We start from the raw sequence: 9776 nt of genomic DNA, 5'->3' as shown, positions 1-9776 counted from the left end.
TCAATCAGGCAGCTTAATTCTATTTATTAGGTGTCTTAAGTTTGGGAGGGTTACCACTTCACCATGCCCGTGCGGTGCATCATAATCACCGAATACTTTAAGCATACGCTCAATATGTACGCCAGCCGTTTTAACTGGTACCAATACCATCGAATGCTGATGATGACGGTCTTTGTTTTCATCAGGGGTATAAGCCATCACAATCAAAATATCAACAGCAGGGTCGCCCAAACCAGATGACCACCATTTGCTACCATTGATAATTATCTCATCAGCATCAACTACAGCCGTCGCTTGCATATTAGTGGCATCACTCGATGCCACCTCGGGTTCAGTCATACAAAAGACAGATCGCGTCTTACCTTCTAATATTGGCGTCAACCACTTGTCTTGTTGCTCTGGTGAGCCATAACGCCACAACAACTCCATATTGCCGCTATCAGGGGCATTACAGTTGAATACATGAGGTGCTAATAAACTGCGGCCTGTCAATTCTGCAATTGGTGCATAATCAGTGACAGAAAGCCCTGCACCTAATGTGTCATCAGGCAAGAACAAATTCCACAAACCAGCTTCACGCGCTTGCTTGCGCAGGTTTTCATAGGCTTCTGGCCATTCCCAGTTCTGCCAATCACCATCAGGATTTTTTTTGTGACAATCTGTCCAAAACTGCGCTTCTATTGGCTCAATATGGGTTTCGATAAATGCTTTGACTTTGGCATGCATGGTTTGCCCATGTTCTGTTGCGGTAAACATCAATGTATTATTTGACATAAGTGACTTCCTTTTCCTTATTTATCATTTGAATCAAGTGTTAATAAAAAACTCCATCAGAGCCTTATAGTCGGTTCAACCTAAAAGTAGCACAAGCCAACCTAGTGTAGAAGTATGTTTAATACCCAAAGCGAGGTTAACACCACAATACTTTTATAGTAGAATAACTATAGTGTACGCACGTATACTGTTTCCGTGTGTCTCATTTATAACACAGCATTTGTGAATAAACAGCAAAAAGGCGCGACCCGCTAGGACACGCCTTTTACAAAACACAAACAATGCTTAGATTTTGCTGCTATTTGAGAATATTCAAACGACTGTTCAGGTCAAAACGAGCCAAGGCATCTGGTAGTTTGTCGACCACCGTACTTACTGTCGCTTCTGCTGCTTGAGCCAACCCGAGCTTTTCAGCCAATGTTGGTTTTTGACGCGAGTGCAATGCATATACCTCACTATTTTCCATACGTTCTAAAATATAGCTATCTGACGTTTGTAGACTATCGATTAAGTTAAGTGTCAGTGCATCTTCGCCATACCAGTGCTCGCCAGTAGCCACTTTGGCAACATCCAATGCTGGACGATAGGTATTGACAAAGTGTTTGAACAATTCATGCGTCTGCTCTAGCTCTTCTTGATATTTAGTGCGGTCTTCGGCATCGTTTTCACCAAACATAGTAACCGTGCGCTTATAGTCACCAGCCGTAAACATCTCATAATCCACATCATGGTTTTTTAGCCATTTATGAAAGTTCGGTAGCTGTGACACCACGCCGATTGAACCGATAATGGCAAATGGCGCAGCAATCACATTATCCGCCACACAAGCCATCATATAACCACCACTGGCAGCCACTTTATCGACACATACTGTTAGTTTTAGGCCCGCGTCTTTTAGACGAACCAATTGCGCTGCGGCCAAACCATAACCATGAACCATCCCGCCACCTGACTCAAGACGAACGATGACCTCGTCGCCTTTGTTTGCAGTGCTGATCAGCGTGCTGATTTCTTCACGTAAATGCTTGACTGCTGTTGCTTTGATATCACCATCAAAATCTAGGACAAAAACTTGTGCCTTGTCATCCGCATTTTTTTTCTTATGTTTGGTTTTTACTTTTAATGCCTGTTTGGCTTTTTTGGCCATGGTCTTTTTGAATTGTTTGAGTGCCGCTTTGCCTTGAGTTGCTTCCATTAAATGCTCACGGCGTTGCTCTTGGCTTTTATTTAAATGTATAACTCGTAGTTCGATAGGGTTTTTTGCGGGATGAAAAAGCATGAGCAGTATTCCTTAAGTAATTGAAACCATTTTAATAAATTTTATAAGTTAGCTTGATATGTGCATAGTGGGCTATATTTTCAAGCAATATGACAATATTTAACCAGATGTAAATGTTCTGGTATCAATACATGTAGCGCTGAAGTATTACCGTTATTTGATTGACCTCAGCAGGTTGTATAACAAAGGCAGATTAGGCATAATATGCGTTTAAACCAAATTTTCTGCAGCCAACGTGATGACCATTTGTCGTAATCGCGTTGTTTGTGCGTTTTTTAGCGGATAGCTCGAATCGCACAGCGATGGCTGCATTATTGTATTTCGAATTGGGCTGACAACTGGATAACTATATTATGACGCATAGCGAATACCGAGACGAATATTGCGGAGCTGTAACCGAAAGCTTGATTGATCAAACCATTAGTGTCGTAGGCTGGGTACATCGTCGTCGCGATCACGGTGGCGTGATTTTCTTAGACATGCGTGACCGTGCTGGTATCTTGCAGGTCGTTGTTGATCCTGATACCCCAGAAGCGTTTGCTACTGCTGATGCAGTACGCCCAGAATACGTACTAAAAATTACTGGTCGCGTACGTCGTCGTTACGAAGGTACAGAGAACGCCAATATGACCAGTGGTCAAATTGAGCTATTAGGTAAAGAGATCGAGGTACTTGCCAAGTCTGAAACCCCACCATTCCCATTAAATGATGACAAAGCCACGGTATCAGAGGACTTATGTCTAAAATATCGCTATCTGGATATGCGTCGTCCACAAATGCAAGAACGTATGGTATTCCGTGCGAAAGCCACATCAGCGATTCGTCGTTATTTAGATGACCATGGCTTCTTGGATGTTGAAACCCCTATCTTGACTCGTGCCACACCAGAAGGTGCGCGTGATTATCTAGTACCATCACGTACCCGTCCAGGTAACTTTTTTGCTCTACCACAATCGCCACAGCTATTTAAACAGTTGCTAATGGTGTCAGGGTTTGACCGTTACTATCAAATCGCTAAGTGTTTCCGTGATGAGGATTTACGTGCTGATCGTCAGCCTGAATTTACACAGGTGGATATTGAGACTTCTTTCTTAAATGAAGAAGAAATCATGAACATCAACGAAGGTCTAATCAAGCATTTGTTCAAGACCATGATGGACGTTGAGTTCGAGCAGTTTCCCCGCATGACTTACGCTGAAGCAATGCGTGACTACGCCTCAGACAAGCCTGACTTGCGTATTCCTTTAAAACTCATCGACATTGCCGATTTGATGAAAGACGTTGATTTTAAAGTATTCGCTGGTCCTGCTAACGATCCTAAAGGTCGTGTGGCTGCCCTGCGTATTCCTGGTGGCGCTTCATTAAGCCGCAAACAAATCGATGCTTATACCAAGTTCGTTGGTATCTATGGCGCACGTGGCTTGGCTTATATCAAAGTCAATGATGCCAGCAAAATCAACAACGGCGTAGATAAAGAGTCTGGCCTACAGTCTCCAATCATCAAAAACATGACTGATGAAGTATTGGCAAGCCTAATCGAACGTACTGGTTCAGAAGATGGTGATATCATCTTCTTTGGTGCAGATAAAGCCAGTGTCGTAAACGATGCAATCGGCGCACTACGTCAAAAAATCGGTCTCGACCTTGACATGACAACTTGTGAGTGGGCACCACTTTGGGTAACCGACTTCCCAATGTTTGAGCAAACTGATGATGGCAACTGGACATCAATGCATCATCCATTCACTAAGCCTAAAGGCTCAGTTGATGAATTAAAACACAACCCAGAATCAGCCCTATCTATTGCTTATGATATGGTGTTGAACGGTACAGAAATTGGTGGCGGTAGCTTACGTATCAACACCTTTGATATGCAGCAAGCCGTACTTGAAGCTTTGGGTATCGGCGAGCAAGAGGCTGAAGACAAATTTGGTTTCTTACTTGATGCATTGAAATTCGGTGCACCACCGCATGGTGGTTTGGCGTTTGGTTTAGATCGCTTGATTATGTTGATGGTAGGGGCAAACTCTATCCGTGACGTGATTGCCTTCCCTAAAACCAAAACCGCTGATTGCCCACTGACTCAAGCACCTGCTGGCGTCGATAGCAGACAACTGCGTGATCTTGGTATCCGTGTGCGCGAAAAAGCACAGGCTGACACCAATCAATCTGCACAATAAACAGTCAAGATAATGGTTAGCTACTTTTCTGACTGGTTACGTGATTCATCACCGTGTGAATGGTCATGAATCCGTATCATATTTTCAAATTCGTGCCACTGTCTGTATTACAGATATTGGCACGTTTTGCTGCGTGGATAATTATAAAGATACCCAGTCTCAGCATCATGCGTACGGTTAGTACCAACATGGCGATGATTGCTCCTAAATTGTCCACTGCACAAAAACAAGCGTTAACCAAAGAGATTATTTATCATCAATGTTTAACCAGTATTGAGTCAATCAAAAGCTGGGCAATGTCACCTGAGTGGAGTATTTCTCAGATTCGTGATGTCCATAATAAAGAGATTTTATTAGAAGGACTGGCTAATCCTAACGGCATGTTGGCCATCGTACCGCACCTTGGTACGTGGGAGATGATGAATGCATGGCTCAACCAGTTTGGTTCGCCGACCATCATGTATAAACCCGTCAAAGGCAGTCTCACTGATGACTTTGTGCTGCAAGGTCGTTCACGGCTTAATGCAACTTTGGTCCCTACTGATGGCAGCGGTGTCAAAGCTATCTTTAAAACCCTTAAACAAGGTGGCTTTAGTATCATATTGCCTGACCATGTTCCAGATCCATCTGGCGGTGTGGTTGTGCCTTTTTTTGGAGTGGAGACATTAACCAGTACGCTCGCCTCCAAATTGGCCAGTAAAACCAAATGTGCATTGGTAGGCTTATCTTGTATCCGTCGTGACGACGGGCGTGGCTTTGATATTTATTGCTATCGGCTTGATAATCCAGCACTTTATGACCGCAATACAGAAACATCTGCTCAGGCACTTAATTTAGCCATGCAACATATGATTGAAGACAAGTGCAGTCATTATATGTGGGGCTATCGACGTTTCAAACATATTCCCACACTGGGCAATCCTTATACTGCTGACCAAGAAGCGCTAGCCAATTTTATTCATAAAAACAATCAAACTGTCCATGCTGATAAAAGTCAACATAAGCAATAACCATACAGTCAGTTAAGCGTTTAGAGAGATTGTGAATAACATCCATGCTAATATTGGCTAACTTTTGTGGCTTTTAGCTTTATTAACTTTTTATCGATATCAATATGAGTGCATTATGGCAACTGACCTAACGAACATCTCATCAACCGACTTCACGGCAGCAGAGTCCAGTACTACTGCGCAACGTTATGTCATCTGTATGAAATGGGGTGATAAATACGGCCCTGAGTACGTCAACCGCTTGTACAATATGGTCAGCCGCCATCTTACCTTAGACTTTCAAATGGTCTGTCTCACAGATGATAGTACGGGTATTGACCCTGCTATCATGTGCCACCCTATCCCAGAAATGGATCTGCCAGCAGGTCCTGAACGCGGTTGGAAAAAGCTTACAACGTTCAAGCCTGAACTGTACGATCTCAAAGGCGTAGCACTGTTTTTAGATATCGACATCGTTATCGTCGATAATATCGATGCCTTTTTCACTTACCAAGCCGAGCATGAAGACAGCGTCGTCATCATCCGTGACTGGAAAAAACCATGGCGCATGATTGGCAATAGTTCAGTCTATCGCTTTAACATTGGTACGGGCACGTATCCTGACTTATTGGCAAACTTCGAGCGCAACTTTGACACTATTCGTCAGCAAGTACGCCACGAACAGGCCTATTTGTCCAACTATTTACGCGAACATCATCACCTAGAATATTGGGATAAAACTTGGTGCGTCAGCTTCAAATACCAATGTATTGCGCCTATTCCTTTTAACTTTGTGCGTGCACCTACACTGCCTGATGGTGCAAAGATAGTAATATTTCATGGTGAGATTAACCCGCCAGATGCCATCAATGGTAGCGGCGGCAAGTGGTATCGTCATGTTAAACCAAGTCCATGGTTAAAAACTCATTGGCAGTAAGTAAAAAGTCTATAGCATAGCTGCCACAACAAGCAATACTGAATAATTTTCCAAATATAAACTAAGGCGTGTTGCTAAGGTATTCACATTACCTTCGACTTACTCTTTGTTTGGAACACAGATTTCATAACCTAGCAGCAATCAGCAGTGCCTATTTGTGAATAATCAAACACGCCCTAATACAAATTAGCTATACTAAGACTTAATTGCGATATGCTTTTCAAACAGCAATGAAGCCTATCTAAACACCACCTTTACCTTACTATCATAACTACTTCGTAAACAATCATCAGTCTTCATCAAACACTAGGGCGTGTCTTCATTTTAAAAATGGTGATAAAAATGAGATAAACAGCAGCCAAACAAGGAAAATAGCGCAGATAATATCGATATATTAGTCAGCTATTTGACGCCGTTTAGCAAAATTTAGCCATTTTTAACCCATTTAGATGACTATCGATTGAATTGAAGACACGCCCTAATTCAACAATTACTTGGATTAATCATGAAAATAGCAGTTGTAGGCACCGGTTATGTTGGTTTATCAAATGCGTTGTTACTGGCCCAGCATAATGAAGTCATTGCGGTTGATATCATTTCTGAAAGAATCGAACTACTGAACTCGAAGCAGTCACCTATCGAAGATAATTATATTGCAGATTTTTTATCATCTAAAGACCTGAATTTTTCTGCAACAACTGATGCACAATCTGCCTATAAAGATGCAGACTTCATCATTATTGCAACGCCAACAGACTACGATATAAAGACCAACTACTTTAACACTTCAACTGTAGAGGCTGTCATTGAACAAGCGCTATCAGTAAACCATAAAGCTACTATCATCATAAAGTCCACCGTTCCCGTTGGTTATACTAACGGTATAAGAGAAAGGTTTTCCAGCCAAAATATTATCTTTTCTCCTGAGTTTTTACGTGAAGGCAAGGCACTCTATGACAATCTTTACCCATCAAGAATCATCGTTGGCGAACAGTCTGAGCGTGCCGAAATATTTGCAAACTTACTCTTAGAAGGTGCTATTAAAAAAGATGCACCCCTGCTATTTACCGACTCGACTGAAGCTGAAGCCATTAAGTTGTTTTCTAACACTTACTTAGCCATGCGTGTTGCTTATTTTAATGAGCTAGATACCTACGCGCAGACCTTCGGCTTAGATACCAAACAAATTATCAAAGGCGTAGGCCTAGACCCCCGTATCGGTGATCACTACAACAACCCATCATTTGGCTATGGTGGCTACTGCCTACCTAAAGATACCAAACAGCTCCTTGCCAACTATAACGAAGTCCCTAGCAACCTTATTAGAGCCATCGTTGATTCTAATAGCACTCGTAAAGACTTTATCGCCGACGCAATAATCAAAAAACAACCAAAGACCGTGGGGATTTATAGACTGGTGATGAAGAGTGGCTCAGATAACTTCAGAGCATCTGCTATCCAAGGCGTTATGAAGCGTATCAAAGCGAAAGGGATCACAGTGGTCGTTTATGAACCAGTTTTACAAGAAGATAACTTCTTTAATTCAAAAGTCATTACGGATTTAAACGCATTCAAAGCTATGAGTGATATTATTGTAGCCAATCGCTTATCCACTTATATTCAGGATGTATCAGATAAAGTATTTACACGTGACTTGTTCGAAAGCGATTAGCTGCTGTATTACAAACCTAGAAAAATTAAACACTGACTATCGTTTATGCCTCATTTAGCACTCTTTTGGCTGGCCACATTGCCTTCTGTAGATTGTAGGAAATGGTATCGCCATCTGAAAATAATCCCAACGCTGAAGGAATATTAGTAATAATGAAACAACCTAAATCTAAATTGGCTAACCTACTTTCTTTGAATCAGCATCGTAAAAGACTTGGTGCAGCAAAAGTAGCAAATCAATTACAACAAGTGGATTGGGAAACCATGAGCTCACAGATCATTGAGGGTGATACAAGCACATACACTCATGGTTCTGACAAAAACCTACAATCTCATATTGATAATTTGAGACATGAATTTGTGGGTCGTACAGAGCTTGAGTACTACCATGCCAGTTTAATTGTACTAATACGCCGTGACTTTCAAACAAAAAACAACTTCAACATCTTCGAGCAGCTTTGGTATCAAAACCATGAGTTTTTGATCAACAACCTCAATACCCGATGGTTAATTTCAGCTTGTGATACCTTCATAGATCACTCTGATGATGACTACTTAATATCTTTATTGATGAATGCTGTTATCATGGTGAATACGATTAAGCTACAAGAAAGTGAGCTGTTTTTAACCGCATCAGAGAAAGCTTTACCGAAATTAGAGCGCAAAAATTCTTTAGAAGCTGAAAGATTAGCATTGTTTGATGGTGTTTCAGGATTTGCAGTGGGTACTGATGATACATTACGTAATATGCGCTGGCGCTTAGATAAATTATGTAACGCTCATGTACTTGGCGGCATTGTTCTTAAAGTTTTTGAAAGTGCTCAGCACCCAGATGCTAACACCGTGTACTCCCGATTTCGTGCTTTGCATACTCGGGATAAAACTGCTTGGTGGACGGAATAAAATCAATGTCAAATCAATCAAATATAACAGCGTTAGTCATTAACTTAAATAGCGCAGTAAAACGCTGGTGCTTTCAGGAAAAACAATTAAGCCATCTTAAGATCAACTATCATCGTCACGCAGCAACATCTGTAGATGACTTAACAGATGCTACGTATGAAAAGTGGGCTAATGACTGGCAACGGAAACTGAGACGTACCGAAGTGGCTTGTTTTTTAAGCCATTACCGTGTTTGGAAACATATCGCTAATAGCGGGCAAGCGTTTTTGGTTTTAGAAGACGATGTCTTACTGTCTGAGCACCTTCCTGAAGCCTTAGCAGTCTTAGAAAACAATCAGTCTCTTGATTATGATCATATTACTTTCGAAACTAGAGGCAGAAAGAAGCTTGTTACTAAACAAAGTGTCTTAGACTCAGAACATTTTAGCCTGCACACTCTATTTCTAGATAAAACAGGAGCAGCAGCTTATCTTCTAACCCCAGCAGGAGCAAAGAAGCTGATTAATCAAGTAGACAAGAAGGGTGCGGGACTAGCTGATGCTCTTCTGTGCCATACTAAGACTCTAAAAAAGTTACAATCTATTCCTGCTTTGGCTATTCAAATGGATATGGCAAGTCATTACAAGATGTCCAACCTTGAACAACCGTCTGTTGCCAAAAGCAATATTTCTACAGTCATCCATTCTAAACCTACGGCAAATAGCCTATCAGATAAGCTAACATTTAAATCTAAGCGCTTAGCTGCTCAGGTAGATATGGGGCTGATTCAAGCTCGCCACTCTAGTCAATCTAATTATATTGAAATAAGACCAAATGAAGATGAGTTTGCCTACTTATCTTATTTACTTAAAAATTAGGTGGTGTATCAAAAAGTATGCTGGAGTAATAAAAGAAGGGTGACAGCCGAAGCAAGATGATATATTTGAGGTTATGAAGACACAAATACAGATCAATTGCCCCGACTGTCACAGTCCCAGTTTAAAGAAAAACGGCAAAAAAAGCTATGGCAAGCAGAACTACCAGTGCAAGGACTGCAAACGTCA

The 9776-nt window shown here is 41.5% G+C and carries 8 protein-coding genes and 1 pseudogene; 7 read left to right on the top strand and 2 right to left on the bottom strand.

What is annotated here, in order from left to right; genetic code table 11:
* Window positions 1–54: 54 nt before the first annotated feature.
* Window positions 55–756 (bottom strand): annotated as a pseudogene (locus EI164_RS12010) (acyl-CoA dehydrogenase family protein); the annotation flags it as partial.
* Between the two features lie 316 nt (window positions 757–1072).
* Window positions 1073–2053: a protease SohB gene (gene sohB / locus EI164_RS12005; RefSeq protein ID WP_192520192.1), complete on the bottom strand. Its 981-nt coding sequence runs from the start codon at window positions 2051–2053 to the stop codon at window positions 1073–1075.
* A gap of 353 nt (window positions 2054–2406) precedes the next feature.
* Between sohB and aspS the strand changes: the two genes are divergently transcribed.
* From aspS to EI164_RS11970, 7 genes are all read left to right on the top strand, one after another.
* Window positions 2407–4233 carry an aspartate--tRNA ligase gene (aspS, locus tag EI164_RS12000; protein ID WP_192520191.1) on the top strand — a complete coding sequence of 609 codons (1827 nt, stop codon included), beginning with the start codon at window positions 2407–2409 and terminating at the stop codon, window positions 4231–4233.
* 65 nt (window positions 4234–4298) lie between these two features.
* Window positions 4299–5243 (top strand): lysophospholipid acyltransferase family protein, encoded by a 945-nt coding sequence (locus tag EI164_RS11995; protein ID WP_192520190.1) that lies wholly within the window; start codon window positions 4299–4301, stop codon window positions 5241–5243.
* 199 nt (window positions 5244–5442) lie between these two features.
* Window positions 5443–6159, top strand: a complete 717-nt coding sequence (locus EI164_RS11990; protein WP_192520193.1) for a glycosyltransferase — start codon at window positions 5443–5445, stop codon at window positions 6157–6159.
* 505 nt (window positions 6160–6664) lie between these two features.
* The gene (locus EI164_RS11985) at window positions 6665–7831 is read left to right on the top strand and encodes a nucleotide sugar dehydrogenase (RefSeq protein WP_192520189.1); all 1167 of its coding nucleotides are present in this window, start codon (window positions 6665–6667) and stop codon (window positions 7829–7831) included.
* Window positions 7832–7983: 152 nt separating this feature from the next.
* A complete protein-coding gene (locus EI164_RS11980) occupies window positions 7984–8733 on the top strand; it encodes a hypothetical protein (RefSeq protein ID WP_192520188.1) in 750 nt (249 codons plus the stop codon).
* A gap of 5 nt (window positions 8734–8738) precedes the next feature.
* A complete protein-coding gene (locus EI164_RS11975) occupies window positions 8739–9590 on the top strand; it encodes a glycosyltransferase family 25 protein (protein WP_192520187.1) in 852 nt (283 codons plus the stop codon).
* Between the two features lie 73 nt (window positions 9591–9663).
* Window positions 9664–9776, top strand: a 113-nt coding sequence (locus EI164_RS11970; protein WP_192519804.1) for an IS1 family transposase, incomplete at its 3' end; no start/stop codon positions are given.

The sequence above is a fragment of the Psychrobacter sp. FME13 genome, from assembly GCF_014861395.1.
Lineage (GTDB): Bacteria > Pseudomonadota > Gammaproteobacteria > Pseudomonadales > Moraxellaceae > Psychrobacter.
Note: the sequence above shows the minus strand (reverse complement) of the source record. Positions and strands in the feature narration are given on the sequence as shown.

Coding starts and splice junctions, on each gene's coding strand:
- sohB (WP_192520192.1), bottom strand. CDS start 2,053: ATGCTTTTTCATCCCGCAAAAAACCCTATCGAACTACGAGTTATACAT.
- aspS (WP_192520191.1), top strand. CDS start 2,407: ATGACGCATAGCGAATACCGAGACGAATATTGCGGAGCTGTAACCGAA.
- EI164_RS11995 (WP_192520190.1), top strand. CDS start 4,299: ATGAATCCGTATCATATTTTCAAATTCGTGCCACTGTCTGTATTACAG.
- EI164_RS11990 (WP_192520193.1), top strand. CDS start 5,443: ATGAAATGGGGTGATAAATACGGCCCTGAGTACGTCAACCGCTTGTAC.
- EI164_RS11985 (WP_192520189.1), top strand. CDS start 6,665: ATGAAAATAGCAGTTGTAGGCACCGGTTATGTTGGTTTATCAAATGCG.
- EI164_RS11980 (WP_192520188.1), top strand. CDS start 7,984: ATGAAACAACCTAAATCTAAATTGGCTAACCTACTTTCTTTGAATCAG.
- EI164_RS11975 (WP_192520187.1), top strand. CDS start 8,739: ATGTCAAATCAATCAAATATAACAGCGTTAGTCATTAACTTAAATAGC.